Raw genomic sequence first — 16,636 nt, 5'->3', positions numbered from 1 at the left:
TCACGCTACCCATCCACGGGTCCCGGGCCCTGGTCGCCGGGTCTTTCGGATTTCTTACGGCCCGCCGCCGGCCGGCCTCGCCGGGGGCGCCGCAGGCGCGTCAGCAGCGTCGCGGCGGCGATCACGAGCAGCACGGCGGCCAGGTTCCGGCCGTACGGCAGGGGCAGCACCGAGGGGTTGTCCACCGCCCGTCCGGCACCGGTGACGAGGGGGAACGCCACGACGGTGAGCGCGGCGGCGCTGATCGCCGCGGCGCGTACCGCGGGCCGGTGCCGGGGCGGGACCAGGCGCGCCAAGGCAGCCCCGGTGCCCAGCACGGCCAGCATCCACACGGCGTCGTGGGCGATCAGCACCCCGGTCAGGAACAGCAGCACGCCACGCACGTCCAGGCCGGGGTCGGTGAGGGCGCCGCCGGCCGCGTACGCCATGGCCAGCAGCCCGGCGCCGATCAGTACGACCCGGGTCGTCATCGCGGCCCGCCCACGGCGATCCGGCCGATCCACTTGGTCTGCAGCACGCCGGGCCGGTTCGGGGCGATCAGCCTCGCCGGATGCCCGTGGTCGATGTGCAGGGGTTCGCCGCCGACCCGCAGCGCGATCAGCGTCAGCGGGTCACGGGTCAGCTGCGGCGGCACGGTGGAGCTCCGGTACCGGCCGGCCGCCTGCAACGACTCCACCAGTACCGTGGCCCGAGCCGGGTCGGCGCCGACGAGCGCCACCAGGTCCGCCAGGCGTACGCCCGTCCACGTCGCGGTCGCGCTCCAGCCCTCCACGCAGGCGATCGGCAGGTCCGCGGTGTGCTGCGGCAGGGCGTTCAGGGCGGCGACGTCCAGGCTCAGGTGCCCGCCGGGGCCGTCGACCAGCAGCCGGTACGACGGATCCAGCGCGGCAGCGCGCACCCCGGCGCCGTCGGCGCTCTTGTTCACCGGCACGCGCTGTGGTCCGACGTCGGGGCGCCGCGGGGCGAGCACCGCGAGACCGGACAGCGGCCGGATCGTCTCCCCGACAGTCGTGACGGTGATCAGCCCGGCCGCGGCGGCGGTCGCCGTGAGCAGCCCGCGTCGGCTCATCCCCCGCCGCGCGACCGCTGGGTCGGCGGCGGACTCGTCGACCGCGGCCTCGGCGACCGCGGCTTCGGCCCGCCGCGGTGGGAGGTCCGGCGGCTGGGGGCGGGCGAGGGCAGCGGTGACGACCGGCAGCTGTACGCCGACGTGCACCAGCAGTGCTCCGGCCGCGAGCCAGCCGACCCAGTAGTGCCCTGTGGTGAAGAAGAACGGCATCGGCGCGTACCAGCGGGAGATGTTCAGCACGCCGCCGATCACCTGGAACAGCGCCGCCGCGACGAGCACGCCGACACTTGCGCGTTCGGCCGCGTGCGCAACCGACCGTACGGGCGGCCAGGTGAACAGCCGCGGGTAGACCGACCACAGTTTGACCCCGAGCAGCGGCACCGAGGCCAGGCCGGTCGCCACGTGGACACCCTGGGTGAGCCGGTAGAGCCACACCGGCCGCGACGGCCAGATGAACCAGCCCGGCGGGTGCTGGATGAGATGGCTGAGCAGACCCGTGAGGAAGCAGACGCCGAACGCCACACCGAGCGCAATACCGAGCCGGCTGGTCAGCCGGGTCGATCGCAGCGGTGACGGGAACGCGTCCGGGCGCAGCGGTCCCCGGCGCAGGGCCGCCGGTGGGGGCGGCAGGGGTGCCAGCCACCATCGGGCGCGCCGGCGGCGTTCGTTCAGTGGGGCGTCAGGGTGGCGAACCATCGTCCTGCCTCCGTCCAGGTGCCGAGGATGCGCAACGCGGTGGCTGCGGCCAGCGCGGGGAGGTCGTCGACGGGGACACAGGCCCACTTCAGGGCGCTGCCGGTACCGGCCGGATTCCGTACGGTCGCCGCACCCGACCAGGCGGGGGTGCCCGGCGGCGCCAGCTCCGTGTGCAGGCGACCGTCGGTGGCGAGCAGCCCGCGGCAGCGGCGCAGCAGCCGGTGCGGGTCGCCGCCGATGCCGATGTTGCCGTCGGCCAGCAGCAGATGCCGCCAGCGGCCGGTGCCGGGCACCGGGTCGTAGACGTCGCGGCGCAGCGCGACCGCGCCGCGGCGGCGGGCCAGGCGTACCGCGGTGGCGCTGATGTCGATGCCGAGCGCCGGTCGGCCCGCGCCGGTCAGGGCGCTGGTGAGCCGGCCGGGACCACAGCCGATGTCGAGCGTGGTACCGGTGCACCGGTCGAGCAGTGCCGCGTCTCCGGCGATCGCGTCCCGGCACCAGGCGCCGGGGTCGAACCGGTGTGTTCCGCCACCCGGGTGCCGGGCGGTGAACGCGGCGGGACGGCCCGCGGCCGCCCGGGCGATGGCGGCGTCGAAGACGTCGGCGGCGTTCACCGGGCAGCTCCCGTCCGTACCGGGACGTCGGCTGCGACGGCGGCAGCGAACCGGCTGCCGGGCGGGCACAGGGCGGCCACCGCGTGGGCGTCGGGCGCGGTGTCGACGTCGCGCAACCGGGGCAGCAGATGCACGTGCAGGCCGCGGCCGCGCAGCGCGGCCAACGTGCGGCTCGCGGTGTCCGATGTGGAGGTGGGGATCGTCCGCAGAACCTCGGCGTGGCCGGGATCGCGCAGACCCAGCGCCCACCATCCGCCGTCGACGGCCGGGCCGAGCACCGCGTCCGGGCCGCCGGCCGCGCCCAGCGGCGCCAGGGCGGCGTCGACCTGCGCGGCGCTGAGCTGGGGCGTGTCCATGCCGATCAGGACGGCCGGGGCTCCCGGCGTGTCCGTGAACGCGTTGGCCAGGCGTTCGCCGAGCGGGCCGCCGCACTGCGCGAGAGTCTCCCATCCCGGCGGGGCCACATATGCGCCGTCGACGACCAGGACGCGGGCGCGGGCCGCGGATGCGGTGACCGTGCCGAGCGTGTCGCCCAGGGCAGCAGCGGCGACCCGGGCCGCCTGCACGGGTGTGCAGGGTGGGCACAGCCGCGTCTTGACCCGTCCGGGCACCGGCGCCTTCGCCAGGACCAGGATCCGCGGCGAGCGGGTCGCGTTCACCGGGCGAGCACCGCGCTCATGTCCCGCACCGCGCGCAGCGTGCCACGCACCGTGCCAGTCACCTTCGAGCGGGTGCCGGCGGCCCGCGGGTGGTAGTCGACGTCGACCTCCAGCACCGGCCAGCCCGCCCGCCCGGCCGCGATCAGCAACTCCAGCGGGTAGCCGAAACGCCGGTCGCGCAGCCGCAGCGCCAGCAGGTCGTCGCGGCGCACGGCCCGGACCGGGCCGATGTCGTGCACGGGCAGACCACACGTACGGCGCAGCCGCCAGGCGAGGGCGGCGTTGGCGGCCCGGGCGTGCAGCGGCCACGCCGCCCGGGCGGCCGGGCGGCGACGGCCGACTCCCAGCCGCGCCGCGCCCCCGCGTACGGGGACGGCCACCCGGGGCAGCTGGGCCGGGTCGAAGCTGCCGTCGGCGTCCATCACGCACACCACCCCGTCGTCCGGGTCGGCCGCCAGCACACCGGCGTGCACGGCAGCGCCGTACCCGGGCTCGGACACGCTGATCACGTCGGCGCCGTGGGCGCGGGCCACCGCGGCGGAACCGTCGGTCGAGCCGTTGTCCACCACGATCGGCCGGTACCCCGGGGGCATGCGGGCCAGCAGGGCCGGCAGGGCTGCCGCCTCGTTCCGGCAGGGAAGAACCACATCGGTCATGACGCCGGACGCTATGCGCGGTCCGGCCCCGAAGGGCTTACGCGGTGATGACAAGGTCTTACGGAACGGTGACGTGGGCGGCGGTTCTTACGAACCCCTGACGGCCGGCCAGGAACGGGCCCGGCGGCACCGATCCGGCCCTACGGTCGGCGGGTGACCCGCATACTCGTGACCGGCGGAGCCGGTTTCATCGGAACCCATGTCGTCGCGGCCCTGCACGACGCCGGCCATCACGTGTCCGTGGTGGACTGTGGTCATCCCGGCGCCCACCGCGAACCGCTGAAGGACACGGTCGCCGGGGCTCCGCTGCACCGGGTCGACCTGCGCGACCGGGCCGCCCTGGCCGGCGTACTGGCCGGCATCGACGTGGTGGTTCACCAGGCGGCCATGGTGGGGCTCGGCGTCGACCTCGGCGACCTGCCCGAGTACGTCGGCTGCAACGACCTCGGCACCGCCGTCCTGCTTGCCGAGATGGCCCGGGCCCGCATCCCCCGGCTGGTGCTCGCCAGCTCCATGGTCGTCTACGGCGAAGGCACGTACGAGTGCCCGCGGCACGGCCCGGTACGCCCCGCGCCGCGCACCGTCGCCGATCTGACCGCCGGTCGTTTCGACCCCACCTGCACCAGCTGCGATGCCGCTCTCGCACCGGGCCTGGTCGACGAGGACACGCCGCTGGACCCGCGCAGCGTGTACGCCGCCACCAAGGTCGCCCAGGAGCACCTGGCCGCGGCGTGGGCCCGGCAGACCGGCGGTGCCGTCGTGGCGCTGCGATACCACAACGTGTACGGGCCGGGCATGCCACGCGACACCCCGTACAGCGGGGTTGCGGCGATCTTCCGGTCGGCGTTGGAGGCCGGGCGGGCGCCGCGCGTGTTCGAGGACGGCGGTCAGCGCCGCGACTTCGTACACGTTCGTGACGTGGCGTCGGCGAACCTCGCCGCGGTGGCGGCGACCGGCACCCGCGGCGGCTTCCGCGCGTACAACATCGCCTCCGGACGTGCGGCCACGATCGGCGATCTGGCCGCCGGACTGGCCCTGGCCTCGGGTGGACCGGCCCCGGTGGTCACCGGCGAATTCCGGCTCGGCGACGTACGCCACGTCGTCGCCGCACCGGCGCGCGCCGCGGCCGAACTCGGTTTTCGGGCGCAGGTCGGTCTCGCGGACGGGGTCGCCGAGTTCGCCCGCGCAGCACTGCGCGGATGAGGCCGCAGCCCGGGGACCAGGCGGCCGGACCCGCATGGGTGGCGGGCGCCGGCCGGCTGGGCGGCGGCCCGGCGCGAGCCGACGTCATCGCCGCCGTCGCCGCCCTGAGCCTGTTCGCTGTGGCCGCCGCCGTGGGCGCGACGCTGTACCTGCTGGGGCGCCCGGTGCACGCGAGCGCGGCGCCGCTGTTCGCGCAGTGGCTCCCGCACGCCGGCCCCGGTACGCCACTGGCGATGGCTGTGGCCGTACTGGTGTGCTGGCGCGGTCCTGAACTGGCCGCCCGTCTGCCGTGGCGCTCGCTGCTGGCCCTGGCCTACGCGACCGCGGTGGCGTGGACGTCGTCGCTGGCGCTGGTCGACGGCTGGCAGCGCGGCGTCGCGGGCCGTCTGACCACACGCTACGAGTATCTGCACGAGGTGCCCGGGGTCACCAGCATTCCCGCCATGCTGCGCGGTTTCGCGGCGCGGATCCTCGACTTCCAGCCGGACTCGTGGACCACCCATGTGGCCGGTCACCCGCCCGGGGCCCTGCTGGTCTTCGTGTGGCTCGACCGGGCCGGGCTGGGTGGCGGCGCCGCGGCCGGTGTGCTGTGCATGCTGGTCGCCGCGCTGGTGGCGGTCGCCGTGCCGCATACGGTGCGGCTGCTCGGTACGGACGAGGCGGCGCGTGCCGTGGTGCCGTTCGTGGTGGTGTTTCCCGGGGCGGTCTGGTCCGGCGTGTCCGCCGACGGCCTGTTCGCCGGGGTGACCGCGGCGAGTGTCGCGCTGCTGGCGCACGGCGTCGCCCGCAGGGTTGCGGGTGCGGCATTCGCCGGTGGCGCGTTGCTGGCGTTCGGCTGTTACCTGTCCTACGGTCTGGTCCTGATGGCGCCGATCGTCGTGGCCGTGCTGATCCTGGCCGGCCCGCAGCGGCGTACCGCGTGGTGGGCCGCTGCCGGTGCGGTGCTGGTGGCGGCCGGGTTCACGGCCGCCGGGTTCGACTGGCTGACCGGCTACGACCTCGTCGTCGTGCGCTACTACCAGGGCCTGGCGAGCCGGCGCCCGTACGGCTACTGGGTGTGGGCCGATCTCGCGGTCCTGGCCGTGGCCGCCGGCCCGGTCGCCGCGGTCGTGCTGCGCCGCGCGGCGTCCGCCGGTTGGCGCGCGTGTGCGGGGGTACGCGGCCTGGGGCGCTCCGGCACAGGCGGTTTCCGGGCGTGGAGCCGGAATGCCGGGCGGGCGGCCGTGGTCGGCATGCGGGGTACCGGCCCGGGCACACACGGTCGCTGGCTGCTGCCGCTCGCCGCCGCCGCGGCCATCGTTGCCGCCGACCTGTCCGGCTACAGCAAGGCCGAGGTGGAACGCATCTGGCTGCCGTTCGGGGTGTGGCTCATGGCCGGGGTCGCCCTGATACCGGCCGGCGACCGCCGGATATGGCTGGCCACGCAGGCCGCCGTCGCGCTGACGGTCAACCACCTGCTGCTCACGACCTGGTAGCCGGCTCGTGGCACCATCGCATGATGATCGGGGACGGGCCCAGGTGTCCCGCGGTCAGTTGTTGGCGACCCACGTGGGGTGGGCGCGCACGAATTCTTCCATCGTGTCGTCCTTGGCGGCCTGGAACATCGCCAGGCTGTCCGGAGTGAGGCCTTCGGCGGAACCCACGCCCGCCGGGGCGTCGACGGGGTCGAACTTGCCGTCGTTGGTCCTCAGCGTGATGATGTTGTCGGGTTTGATGTCCTTCAGGCCGAATGCCCAGTCCTCGAGGGAAATGCCCTGCTGGAACACGGTCATCGCCTTGCCGATCGCGGTGAGCAGGCCGGGCAGCTTGGTCGGCGAGTTCAGGCCCTCGCTGACGGCGGTCTTCAGGGTCGCCTTGAGCAGTTGCTGCTGGTGCCGCTGGCGGCCGTAGTCGCCGTCCTTCTTGGAGAGCAGGTCGCGCTGGCGCGCGTAGTCGAGCGCCTCGGTCGGGGTGAAGCAGTGGTTGCCGATGGAGTACTTGTTCGGGGTGACGCCCGCGATGTGGTACTGGATGATCCCGGCGTTGTTGGTCTTGTACGGGACGGCCCGCTGACCGTCCGCGGTGTGCCCGACGTGGATCGACGTGACGTTCTCGTCGACGTACATGCAGACCTTGCCGAGCAGCTGCACGATCTGGGTGAAACCGGCATAGTTGATGACCGCCTCGGCGTCCGGCGTGATGCCGAACTGCTTCTGGACCGTTTCGGTCAGCAGTGTCATGCCGTGCGTGATGGCGGCGTCACCGTCAAGCCCCATGCTGCCGTACGCGAACGCCGAGTTGATCTTGTCTTTGTGCTCGGCGTTCTGGTACTTCCCGTTGTCGTACTTGGGGATCTCCACCAGGGTGTCGCGCGGGATGGACAGCATGTACGCCAGCGAGTGGTCGGCCGCGACGTGCAGGATGATGATCGAGTCGGTGTGGCTCGCCTCGTGCGTCTCGGACCAGCTCGGCCGGGTGTCCAGGCTGGCCAGCAGGATGTTCTTGGCCCCCTTGATCTCGGCGTGCTTCACGGCCACGCCCGCCGGGCCGGCCAGCCGGTGATCGGGAATCGCGTCGTTGACCTTGCTCTCCGCAACCTTGGCGACCACAAACGTGCTCCCGCTCAAGACCACCAGCACGATGCCCAGCGCCAGCGAGACCTTCGCCCAGAGCGGCGACCTGCGGCGTTCGTCCTGGGCTTGGTTCGTGCGGTTCCGGTTCGGCACGGGTCCCCTTCCACCTGGCTACGGCGGCCCACGTTAGCCGATCACGTAAAGGGCCTGTCAGTTATCGGCGGGCGCCATCGTTCGCCTCCAGCAACTGTGCTCCCGCAGACCGCGCATCGGCGAGGGGACAATTCCGGTGGTGTCCGGCCACCGGGGCCGGGCCGCCACAAGGAGGAGAGATGACCGAATACCTCATCGCGTTCAACGACGAGTGGGTGCCCGAGCTGACGGACGAACAGTTCCGCAAGGCGGCCACGGCCGCCCGCGCGCTGAGGGCTGAGATGAAGGCGGCCGGGGTCCTCATCTTCACCGGCGGACTGGACGACGCCGCGCCCGTGTGCAGCGTCGATGCGTCGAGCGGCACGCCCGTGTTCACCGACGGCCCCTTCGTCGAGACCAAGGAGCACCTCGGCGGCTTCGCCGTCGTGGACGTGGCCGACGAGGAAGCCGCCAGGCTGTGGGCCGGCAAGATCGCGGTGGCCTGCGGCTGGCCGCAGGAGGTGCGACGTTTCCGCTTCGCCGGAGCACCCGGCACCGGGACCGCCTAACAGCTCGTCGTACAGTCCTGATCCGCTGTCGTCCGTCCGGCCGGCGCAGTGTCAGGGCCGGTCGACCGTGGCCCGGGTGCGGCGGTGCGGCGGGTCTGGGTGATCCAGAGCGCGGTCGCGAGGGCGCCGAAGGCCGCGCCGACCACGCTGACCGCTGCCCAGCCGCCGCGGGCGTAGGCGAACGTGGCGCTGGTGGAGCCCGCGATGCCGCCGATGAAGTAGACGGTCATGTACGCGGCGGTGACCCGGCTGCGAGCGGCGGGCCGCAGCCGGTAGATCTGGCTCTGATTGGTGATGTGCAGGCCCTGGACGGCGAGGTCGAGCAGCAGAACGCCGACGATCAACGCGGCCAGGTGATGGCGGCCGAGGCCGATCGGGATCCATGCGAGCAGCAGCAGAAGTGTCGTGACCGCGGTGGTGGCGGACGCGTGGCCGCGGTCGGCAGCGCGTCCGGCGGGCGCGGCCACGAGCGCGCCGAGCAGCCCGAGCAGGCCGAACAGGCCGACCGTGGTCGTCGGGTAGTGGTACGGCGCGCCGGCGAGCAGGAATGCCAGCGGGGTCCACAGCGCGCTGAAGGCGCCGAACGCCGCCGCGCCGTACGCGGCGCGTACCCGAAGAAGCGGCTCCTGGCGCAGCAGCGTCACCACGGAGGCCAGCAGGCGCGGATAGTCCCCTGCCACCGAGCTGCCACGGCGGCCGTCGTCGGGCAGGTGGGCCCGCAGCACCACGGCCAGGATCAGCATCACCACGGCCGCCGCCGCGAACGGCGTACGCCAGCCGCCCGCCGCGGCCAGGTAGCCCGCGAGGGTGCGGGCCGACAGGATCCCCAGCAACAGGCCACTCATCACGGTGCCGACGATTCGGCCCCGCTCGTGGTCACCGGCCAGCGTCGCGGCGAACGCCACGCTGACCTGCGCGCCGACCGACAGCACGCCGATCGCGACGGACGCGGTGAGCAGGACCGCCCCGTTGGGTGCGGCTGCCGCCGCGACGAGGCAGAGCCCGAGCGCGGCCACCATCGCGGGAAGCAGCCGGCGCCGGTCGACCAGATCGCCGAGGGGTACGACGAAGGCCAGGCCGGCCACGTACCCGAGCTGCGTCGCCGACACCAGCAGGCCGGCGGCGCCCGCGGACAGATGCAGGCCGTCGCGGATGTCGGGCAGCAGGGGCTGGCAGTAGTACATGGTGGCCACGCACAGCCCGGTGGTGACCGTGAGTAGCCAGACAAGGCCCGGAGGCAGGACGGTACGCGGTGAAAGCGTCGGCATGACGGCCAGCCTCCCAACGCCCGCGTTAACCTGTCCAACAGAAGAATCGGATCTGTCTCAGCACTGCTGATGATTAATGGGAGTCGCCATGGAGTTGCGTCAGCTCGAGCACTTCGTCGCGGCGGCCGAGGAACGGCACTTCACCCGCGCCGCCCGGCGGCTGCACATCGCCCAGTCCGGGCTGTCAGCGTCGATCCAGGCCCTGGAGCGGGAACTGGGCGCGCGACTGTTCCTTCGCAGCACCCGCAGCGTGCGCCTCACCGCGGAAGGCGAGGCCCTCCTCGCCGAGGCCCGGCGCACGCTGGCCGCCGCGGACGCCGCCCGCGCCGCGGTCGCCGCGCTGACCGGCGTGATCCGGGGCCGTCTGACGGTCGGGATCCTGCAGTGCTACCGCCCGGCCCTGCCCGAGGCGCTGTCGGCCTTCCACGCGGCCCATCCCGACGTCGAGATCCGTCTCGTCCAGTCGGCGTCGACCACGCTGCTGGAACAGGTCATCGCCGGGGAGCTCGACCTGGCTTTCGTCTGCCCCACCGGTTCCCGGCCCGGTGTGCGGCTGACCCCGCTCGACGACGTACCGATGGTGTTCGTCTGCAGCCCACAGCACCCGCTGGCCGGCCGGCAGTCGGTGCGCTTGGACGAGCTCGCCGACGAGACGTTCGTCGACTACCCGCCCGGCTGGGGCTCACGTACCGTCCTCGACGCGTTCCTGACCCGGCACGGCCTCGGTCGTGCCGTGCCGTTCGAGGTCGGCGACACCGACGCGCTGCTCGACCTCGTCGCCCACGGGCTGGGGGTGGCGGTCGTGCCGTCGACCGTCGCCACCGCGAAGCCCCGGCAGCTGTGCGCCATCGCGCTCGCCGGCCCGGCGCCGACGTTCCCCACGGCCGCCGCGACACCACATCAGACGTCGACGGCCGCGCGCATCCTGCTCGACACCGTGCTCACCACCGTCGGGCGGTCACCCGCCGCCCACCAGCCGGACCTTTCGCCCGCACCCGGGTCGGCTGCATCGTCACGGGATCCTGCCCGCTGAGCTGCCGGCCCGGACGACGCACCGACGTGCCCGCAGGCCGTGGCGCCGAGATTGCCCTCGCGATGCGCGGATCGGCCGGACAGTAGCCCCCGGCGTACGGGCGGGGCCCGGTCCGTACGGACCGGACCCCGTCGCGCTACCTCCGTGTCACCGACCGCAGTCCACCTGGTGCAGGTCGAACGACCAGATGCCCCGGCCGTGCGTCGCCGCGTACAGGTACCGGCCGCTCGGGTCGGTCTTGAGCTGCAGCGTCGTCGTGGTGGGGATGCCACGCCCGAGCACGTACCAGGTGCGCGAGTGGGCGGCCCGGAAGAAGACCGCGTTGTCGGTGGCGGCCACGAGAGCGCCGTCGCCGACGTACCTGACGGAGTCGGCCGGGATGTCGGGCAGGTTGGTGGAGATGTCGGTCCAGGTCGTCCCGGCGTCGCGGGATTCGAAGACGTGGCCGATGCCGGCGCCCGGTCCCTCGGTCCAGCGGCGGGAGAAGCCGTTGATGGCGACGACCACGTGGTTCGGGTCCGCGGGGTCGACGTCGAAGCCGGAGACGTACCTGTTCGGCACGGTCGCATCGACGGGCAGGACGACTTGGTGCCAACCGGTGCCGTCGGTGTGGCCGGTCGCGATGCCACGGGTGAAACCCTGGTTGTTGCAGGGGCCGCACCAGCCGGCGTACACCCTGCCGCCCGAGGTGGCCACGGCCGTGGCCGCGTGCCCCGCGCCGAGGTCGAACAGGCTGGTCCAGTCGGCGCCGGCGCGGATCGCGTAACCCTTGGTGTTCAGCCACACGTGACGGCCACCGGCGATCCACGTGTCGGCATTGCGGGGGTCCTGGGTCAACGGGGCGATGAATCGGGCCTCGTTGGTCGCGTGGTCCGGCGGTGCGACGTCGTAACTGGTCGCCTTGGTGGGGTCGGTGCTCCACGCGCCGTCGTTCACCGCGCAGTTGTTGGTGACCCACACCGCGAGGTACACGTACTCCTCGGCGATGTTGCAGCCGTTGGCCGGGTCGACGATGGTGTCCCCGCCGTCGCCGCCGAAGTTGGAGCCCATCACCCGGTCACCCGGGCGCAGGATCGACTCTCCGTTGTCCTGCAGCCCACCGGAGACCGCGACGCCCTTGCCGTCACGGCCCGCGCCGACCGAGTAGTACTGCAGCGCATCGATCGAGCCGTCGTTGAGCGAGGTCCAGTCGCGCGCGTGCCCGGCCGGGTCCACGGCACCGTACAGCGGGCGGCGGTAGGCGCCGCCGTCGTTGCCGACCACGACGTACGCGCTGCCGTGGGACGAGCCGATCGCCACCGCGTGCTGGTCGGAGTGGGTGGTCGGGAAGCAGTCACCGGTCCGCTTGCCGGGGTCGATGCTCCAGCAGGGGAAGCCGAAGTTCCAGTACGGGCCGGGCACGCCCCAGCTCCGGCCGCCGTCGACCGACTCGAAGACCTCTTCCAGTCCCATGTACACGTGGTTCGGGTCGTTCGGGTCCACCTGGAGGAACTGGTTGTACCAGGCCTGAACACCGGGCATGTAGCCCGGGTCGGTCAGCGCCGACCCGGACGCCGCCAGCTTCTTGTAGTCGGCCGCCAGGGTCCACGGGCCGGACGGTGACCCGGAGCTGGACACGTAGATGCCCTGCAGGTTGCTGTCCGGGTTGGTGCTGAGCTGGGTCGGGGACTGCTCGATGGCGTAGTACTTCGACCCGTCGGCGGCGGCCGCGAACGTGACAGCGCCGACGTTGGCGGCGTCCGAGGCGATGTCACCGGTCAGCGTGGTGCGCTGCCAGGCCCCGTCGGCCCGGGTGTAGAAGCCGTTGTACGTGTCACCGCTGCGCCATCCGGCGGCGATGACGACCTTCGTGGGGTCCTTCGGGTCCGCGGCGATGTCGTTGATGATGTTCTTGTACGGCGCGTTCGGCTCGGCCGCCTTCACACCGCCCGGCAGGTAGTCCGGGTTGGGCGCGAACTCCCGCGTCCAGGGGCCGGACAGGTTCGTCACCGAGTGGCTGTAGGCGCCGTGGTTCGTGGCCGCCCACACGCGGTCGCCGAAGAAGCGCAGCGCCCGGATGACGCTGCTCTCCAGTTCGGTGCCGCCGACCCGGTCGCCCGGCGAGAAGCTGCCGCGCCGCGGGTCGCGCAGCACGTACACGCCGCTGCCCACGAACGCGGTACCGCCGGTGTTGGCTTCGCCGGTGGCGTACCACAGCCGGTTCTTGGCGTCCAGGCGCAGGTCACCGGTGGACGGCGACGGCAGCCCGTCGGCGATCGGCTGCCAGTGGCCGCCGCCGGCGCGCGAACGCCACACACCGCCGTTGGCGGCGCCGGCGTACACGTACCCGTGGTCGTCGGCGGCCAGCCCGGTGATGCGACCGGTGACCTGCCCGGCGCCGCCGGACGAGTTGCTGTTGACGTCGCGGTAACGCGGATCGTCACCGTCGTACGGCCGGTTCGTCACGTGCTGCCAGCGCCCCGCGGTCGTCGGCATGCTCTGCAGTGCCTGCCAGGCGGCCGTGTAAGCGCCGGGAGCGACGACGCCGGGAGCGCTGCGCGCTTCGGCGTACTGTTCCGCCTGCTCGGCGATCTCCTCCGGATCCTCGGTGTCGGAGTCCTCGTCCTTGGCGGCGCTCGAGGCCTTGGCCTTGCCGTGGCCATGCGCACTTCGCTGCTGCGCGATGTCCAGATGATGCCGGTATGGCACCGGGCGGGGTCCGCCGCCCGGTGGGGCGGCGACCGAGGCGGCCGGGACGAGTCCGATGACGGCGACCGTGGTCGCGCCGACGGCCATCAGCAGGCGGGGTCGGGTGACCCGAGATTTAGGCGACAATGCCTTGATCCTCCCCTTAAGACGTGCCACGAGGGGTGGCGTGCACGCTTCACAGAGGAATCTTCATCAACGGGGCTCGATATGCAAGATCGAGCGGCGTCAATCGTCAACTGCCGGAAACCCGTCCTATTTGTACGGCGCTCCGGTCAGGAACCGGCCGCGGAGAGCCGGGCCAGGATCGCGCCGAGTTGGGTCAGCTCGGCGCGGCTCAGCCCGGCCAGAGCGCCCGGAGGGGTCTGGATGATCTGCGTCGCGGCCGCCGCCGCGGTGCGACCCTTCGGCGTGAGCGCGACCAGCTTGCGACGACGGTCGGCGGGGTCGGCGGTCCGCTCGGCCAGCCCGTCGGCCTCCAGCTGGTCGACGATCGCGGTCGCGTATGGACGGTCGATCCCGTGCGCCTCGGCGATGTCACCGGCGGTGAGCGGCCCCGCTTCCAACTGCACCAGCACCATGATCTTCTTCCGGCCCTTGCCGAGCCCGTCGCCGAGTTGGGCACGCAGCTGGTGTCGCGGCGAGTACCGGTCGACGAGCTCCCGCATCAGTGCCCAGACCTCGGCCGGGGTCTCAGGCAGCGGCGGCGGTGCGCTGCTGGGCATCGGTCACCTCTGCCTCCAACAGATAGCTGGTGCGCGCGGCGGTCCGTGCGGCCGTCCGTCCGGTGGAGAGTACGCCCAGCAGCACGATCACCACGCCGCAGCCGATCATCCCCGCCCAGACCGCGTGGCTGTCCGCGGTGAACTGCGCGCCGGACGCACCGGCGATCAGCGAGCCGCCGATCGCCACCCCCAGCGAGACGCCGACCTGGCGGCTCGTTGACGCGGTGGCCGACGCCACCCCGGCGCGGGCACGGGGCATGCCGGACGTCGCCGTGTTCGTAATCGGTGCGTTGACCAGGCCGAACCCCATGCCGATGAGGGTATAGGCGGCGAACAGCCGCGCGTGGGACGTATCCGGCGCGAGGTCGATGAGCAACGCCGCGCCGGACGCGGTGAAGATCCCGGCGAGCACCAGCGGCAGCCGGGCGCCCCGCGCCGCGACCAGGCGACCCGACACCGGGGCGAACACCGCTGAGGTCACAGCCATCGGCAGCGTGAACAACCCGGCCACGACCGGCGAGTAGCCCAGCGCACTCTGCAGGTAGAGCGTGTTGACGAACAGGAACGCGCCGAGCGTCGCGAACGCGGCCACCGCGGTCAGCGTCGCGGCGGTGAACGGCACCGAACGGAAGAACCTGAAGTCGATCAGTGGCGCGCGGCGGCGGGGCTCGACCACCCCGAGCGTGACCGCGGCGGCCACCGCGACACCGAACAGCGCCAGCGTGCCGGTCGCGAGCCAGCCGCGCCGCGGAGCGTCGATGATCGCGTACGTCAGCGTCCCGAGCAGAACCAGGACCAGGATCTGCCCGGCCGGGTCGGCGGCGCGGGCAGCCGCCGCCCGCGATTCCGGGACGAACAGCCGGGTCAGGACGAGCGCGGCGACGCCGATCGGTACGTTCACCCAGAAGATCGACGGCCAGCCGACCCGTTCGACCAGCGTCCCGCCGAGGATCGGGCCCAGCGCCATGCTCACCCCGACGACGCCGCCCCACACGCCGATCGCCCGTGCACGCTGCTTCGGGTCGCTGAACGTGTTGACGACGATGGCCATGGCGACCGGGCTGAGCATCGAGCCGCCGACAGCCTGCAACACCCGGAACGCGATCAGCCAGCCGAGGCTGGGCGCAAGGCCGCAGAGCAGCGAGCCGAGGGTGAACAGCGCCAGCCCGGCCTGGAAGACGCGGCGGCGCCCGAGGCGGTCGCCGAGCGAACCGGAGAGCATCAGCAATGAGGCCAGCACCAGCGTGTAGCCGTCGATCGTCCACTGCAGGCCGCTGAGCGACGCACCCAGGCTGGACCGGATCGCCGGGAGCGCGATGTTGACGATGGTGGTGTCCAGGCTGACCAGCAGGATGCTCATGGAGCAGATGATCAGCACGAGGGCAGGTCTGGTTTCGCGGTTGGTTATGTTCACACAACTATTGTGTTCCTATAACTAATGCCAGGCAACCCCGCATGCACACCCTTCGGTGCGAGGGCCGTCACAGGTCCCCGAAGGCTGACCGACCCGTCGAGCGCCCCGTCAGGTTCCGCCACCTTGCCGTCGAAGTGAACACAGTGCCGCGCCGACTCCGACGGCAAGGTGCGGTGATCATCGGCCCTCTGGGGTGGTCTCGACTCGTGCGATGAGCTGCTTCAGCCGGCCGATCTCCTCGGCGAGCGCGGCGACGCCGGCCGCAGTGAGAGTGATCCAGGTGCGGCCCCGCCGGCCCTCGTAGCCCTTCTCCACCGCGATCAGGCCGGCCTCCTCGAGCACGCTCAGATGCTTGGAGAGGTTTCCGGCGGTGAGGCCGAGCTGGGTGCGCAGGTAGCCGAACTCGACCCGGCGGGCCTCGTGCGCGATGGCGAGAATGCCCAGACGCACCCGCTGGTGCACCATCTCGTCCAGCCCGATAACCGGGTGCGCGGCGTCCGGATCCGGCGAATCGGTCACGGCGGTCACCGCTGCCGCCGGCGGGCTGCGCGCGCGAAACCGGCCGCACTCAGCAACAGCACGACGCCGACGATGAGCTGCGGCAGCGCCATCCCGGCCCGGATGCCGAAGAGTGGCGAGGCGAACCCGTCGCCCATCGGCAGCACGAACAGCACCAACGCCAGGTAGCCGAGGCCGAACGCCAGCAGCGCGAGATGGCGCTCCAGCCAGGCCAGCACCAGCAGGGCGACGCCGATCAGGCCCCACGGGCTGACCAGCCGGTCCAGCACGAACCACCAGTACGGGAGCGGGTTGAACGGCGGCGGGTGGCCCGGAAGGTAGAGAGCAGCCGCCACCCAGGCGGCGGTGAACAGCAGTGTCGTGAGCGCGCCGGTGATCGCGTACGGCAGGACGCGCGCGCCGAGCCCTCGCTGCCGGGCCACTCGCGCGTACAACATCGCAATGATCGCGTACGCGGCGGGCAGCGCCCACGGCCAGTAGTACAGGACCCCGCGCCGCGCGAATTCGCAGCCGCCGTCGGCGTGGCAGTGCACCATCATGCCGAACCAGTCGAACGGGATCCCGAACAGAGTCGCCGCGCCCAGCACCAGGAGCGCGGCCCAGGTGACCCTCCGGTCGAGGCGGACCTGGCGGGTCAGGGTGTGCACATCAGAGAGCAGCCGGTGCGGGTCGCCGCCGGCGGGCACCGATTCGGTAGTCATGCCAATAGGTTTCCACAGCAAACCTATTGGCGCAAGTGCACCTCAGTAATCGATGGCAGATCCTTGGTTCGCCGCCGCGGTCGATCTTGAGATTCGTCAGGCACACTGCCGCACGTGGCAGTCGACGAGCCGGAAGGTCGC

Annotated in this window: 16 protein-coding genes; 4 read left to right on the top strand and 12 right to left on the bottom strand. The window is 72.5% G+C overall.

Going from position 1 to position 16,636, the window contains the following annotated elements; genetic code table 11:
- Positions 1 to 5: 5 nt before the first annotated feature.
- Genes ACMCNK_RS01635 through ACMCNK_RS01615 form a run of 5 tightly spaced genes read right to left on the bottom strand, consistent with a single transcriptional unit; the run spans position 6 to position 3,694 of the window.
- Positions 6 to 470, bottom strand: a complete 465-nt coding sequence (locus ACMCNK_RS01635; protein WP_412734577.1) for a hypothetical protein — start codon at positions 468 to 470, stop codon at positions 6 to 8.
- On the bottom strand, positions 467 to 1,765 hold the full coding sequence (locus ACMCNK_RS01630; RefSeq protein ID WP_412734576.1) for a molybdopterin-dependent oxidoreductase: 1,299 nt from the start codon (positions 1,763 to 1,765) through the stop codon (positions 467 to 469). The genes ACMCNK_RS01635 and ACMCNK_RS01630 overlap by 4 nt, the downstream gene beginning before the upstream one ends.
- Entirely contained in the window at positions 1,738 to 2,379 is a 642-nt protein-coding gene (locus ACMCNK_RS01625; protein WP_412734575.1) for a class I SAM-dependent methyltransferase, read from the bottom strand. The genes ACMCNK_RS01630 and ACMCNK_RS01625 overlap by 28 nt, the downstream gene beginning before the upstream one ends.
- The gene (locus ACMCNK_RS01620) at positions 2,376 to 3,038 is read right to left on the bottom strand and encodes a DUF2064 domain-containing protein (protein WP_412734574.1); all 663 of its coding nucleotides are present in this window, start codon (positions 3,036 to 3,038) and stop codon (positions 2,376 to 2,378) included. The genes ACMCNK_RS01625 and ACMCNK_RS01620 overlap by 4 nt, the downstream gene beginning before the upstream one ends.
- Complete coding sequence (locus ACMCNK_RS01615; RefSeq protein WP_412734573.1) at positions 3,035 to 3,694, bottom strand: glycosyltransferase; 660 nt, start codon at positions 3,692 to 3,694, stop codon at positions 3,035 to 3,037. The genes ACMCNK_RS01620 and ACMCNK_RS01615 overlap by 4 nt, the downstream gene beginning before the upstream one ends.
- Positions 3,695 to 3,847: 153 nt before the next feature.
- On the opposite strand from ACMCNK_RS01615, the gene ACMCNK_RS01610 reads away from it, so the two are divergent.
- Both ACMCNK_RS01610 and ACMCNK_RS01605 read left to right on the top strand, forming a co-directional pair.
- The gene (locus ACMCNK_RS01610; RefSeq protein WP_412734572.1) at positions 3,848 to 4,897 is read left to right on the top strand and encodes an NAD-dependent epimerase/dehydratase family protein; all 1,050 of its coding nucleotides are present in this window, start codon (positions 3,848 to 3,850) and stop codon (positions 4,895 to 4,897) included.
- Positions 4,894 to 6,372, top strand: coding sequence for a hypothetical protein (locus tag ACMCNK_RS01605; protein ID WP_412734571.1), 1,479 nt, complete (start codon positions 4,894 to 4,896; stop codon positions 6,370 to 6,372). Before ACMCNK_RS01610 ends, ACMCNK_RS01605 begins: the two co-directional genes overlap by 4 nt.
- Before the next feature lie 54 nt (positions 6,373 to 6,426).
- Here ACMCNK_RS01605 and ACMCNK_RS01600 read toward each other — a convergent pair whose 3' ends face one another.
- On the bottom strand, positions 6,427 to 7,602 hold the full coding sequence (locus ACMCNK_RS01600) for an LCP family protein (protein ID WP_412734570.1): 1,176 nt from the start codon (positions 7,600 to 7,602) through the stop codon (positions 6,427 to 6,429).
- Positions 7,603 to 7,781: 179 nt separating this feature from the next.
- Here ACMCNK_RS01600 and ACMCNK_RS01595 point away from each other — a divergent pair, with 179 nt between their 5' ends.
- Entirely contained in the window at positions 7,782 to 8,150 is a 369-nt protein-coding gene (locus ACMCNK_RS01595) for a YciI family protein (protein ID WP_412734569.1), read from the top strand.
- Here ACMCNK_RS01595 and ACMCNK_RS01590 read toward each other — a convergent pair.
- On the bottom strand, positions 8,147 to 9,418 hold the full coding sequence (locus ACMCNK_RS01590; protein WP_412734568.1) for an MFS transporter: 1,272 nt from the start codon (positions 9,416 to 9,418) through the stop codon (positions 8,147 to 8,149). The two genes, ACMCNK_RS01595 and ACMCNK_RS01590, sit on opposite strands and share 4 nt — an antisense overlap.
- Positions 9,419 to 9,506: 88 nt before the next feature.
- On the opposite strand from ACMCNK_RS01590, the gene ACMCNK_RS01585 reads away from it, so the two are divergent.
- Complete coding sequence (locus ACMCNK_RS01585) at positions 9,507 to 10,451, top strand: LysR family transcriptional regulator (RefSeq protein ID WP_412734567.1); 945 nt, start codon at positions 9,507 to 9,509, stop codon at positions 10,449 to 10,451.
- Positions 10,452 to 10,598: 147 nt separating this feature from the next.
- Here the strand turns inward: ACMCNK_RS01585 and ACMCNK_RS01580 are convergent, their stop codons facing one another.
- The 5 genes from ACMCNK_RS01580 to ACMCNK_RS01560 all read right to left on the bottom strand — a co-directional run bounded on the left by ACMCNK_RS01580 (position 10,599) and on the right by ACMCNK_RS01560 (position 16,495).
- Positions 10,599 to 13,265 carry a glycosyl hydrolase gene (locus ACMCNK_RS01580; protein WP_412734566.1) on the bottom strand — a complete coding sequence of 889 codons (2,667 nt, stop codon included), beginning with the start codon at positions 13,263 to 13,265 and terminating at the stop codon, positions 10,599 to 10,601.
- Positions 13,266 to 13,411: 146 nt separating this feature from the next.
- Complete coding sequence (locus ACMCNK_RS01575; protein WP_412734565.1) at positions 13,412 to 13,861, bottom strand: MarR family winged helix-turn-helix transcriptional regulator; 450 nt, start codon at positions 13,859 to 13,861, stop codon at positions 13,412 to 13,414.
- Complete coding sequence (locus ACMCNK_RS01570) at positions 13,830 to 15,239, bottom strand: MFS transporter (RefSeq protein ID WP_412740734.1); 1,410 nt, start codon at positions 15,237 to 15,239, stop codon at positions 13,830 to 13,832. Before ACMCNK_RS01570 ends, ACMCNK_RS01575 begins: the two co-directional genes overlap by 32 nt.
- A 213-nt stretch (positions 15,240 to 15,452) precedes the next feature.
- A complete protein-coding gene (locus tag ACMCNK_RS01565; protein ID WP_412734564.1) occupies positions 15,453 to 15,803 on the bottom strand; it encodes a transcriptional regulator in 351 nt (116 codons plus the stop codon).
- A complete protein-coding gene (locus tag ACMCNK_RS01560; protein WP_412734563.1) occupies positions 15,800 to 16,495 on the bottom strand; it encodes a hypothetical protein in 696 nt (231 codons plus the stop codon). Before ACMCNK_RS01560 ends, ACMCNK_RS01565 begins: the two co-directional genes overlap by 4 nt.
- Between the last annotated feature and the right edge of the window lie 141 nt (positions 16,496 to 16,636).

Origin of the sequence: Krasilnikovia sp. MM14-A1259 (genome assembly GCF_047159535.1) — a bacterium.
Classification (GTDB): Bacteria; Actinomycetota; Actinomycetes; order Mycobacteriales; family Micromonosporaceae; genus Actinoplanes.
This window is presented reverse-complemented; position numbering and strand designations above follow the sequence as displayed.